Origin of the sequence: Dietzia massiliensis (assembly GCF_018390595.1) — a bacterium.
Taxonomy (GTDB): Bacteria; Actinomycetota; Actinomycetes; order Mycobacteriales; family Mycobacteriaceae; genus Dietzia; species Dietzia massiliensis.
Window position 1 is genome coordinate 1 of the sequence record NZ_JAHBAV010000160.1, and the last position, 478, is coordinate 478.

At 59.6% G+C, this 478-nt stretch carries 1 protein-coding gene; it reads left to right on the top strand.

Annotated features, from left to right (window positions below; all coding sequences use genetic code 11):
* On the top strand, positions 1–478 hold a 478-nt coding region (yrfG, locus tag KHA85_RS20125; RefSeq protein ID WP_213186651.1), incomplete at both ends, for a GMP/IMP nucleotidase.

The following is a 478-nucleotide window of genomic DNA, read 5'->3' on the forward strand; positions in this document are numbered from 1 at the left end:
GCCTGGTGCCGCAGGCGCTGAGCGAAAGGCGCGCCATTCCGTTCGACGAAGCCCGCAATATCATTGAGCGGGAATATCAGGCGGTGCAGCACACCATGAACTGGTATTGCTTCGATTACTGGAGCGAGCGGTTGGATCTGGATATCTACCGCATGACCAGCGAAGTGGGCAGCCGCGCCCGGCTGCGCGAAGACACCGAGCCGTTTTTACAGGCGCTGCGCGACGCCGGCCTGCAAACCATTTTGCTGACCAATGCGCATCCGCACAGCCTGGCGGTGAAAATCGAGCATACCGGCCTCGATCGGCACCTTGATTTATTGTTTTCCACCCACACATTTGGTTATCCGAAAGAAGATCAGCGTCTGTGGCAGGCGGTGCAGCAGCACACCGGATTCAATCCGCAGCGCACGCTGTTCGTCGACGATGGCGAGCCGATCCTCGACGCGGCGCGCGCTTTCAGCATTCGTTACTGCCTGGG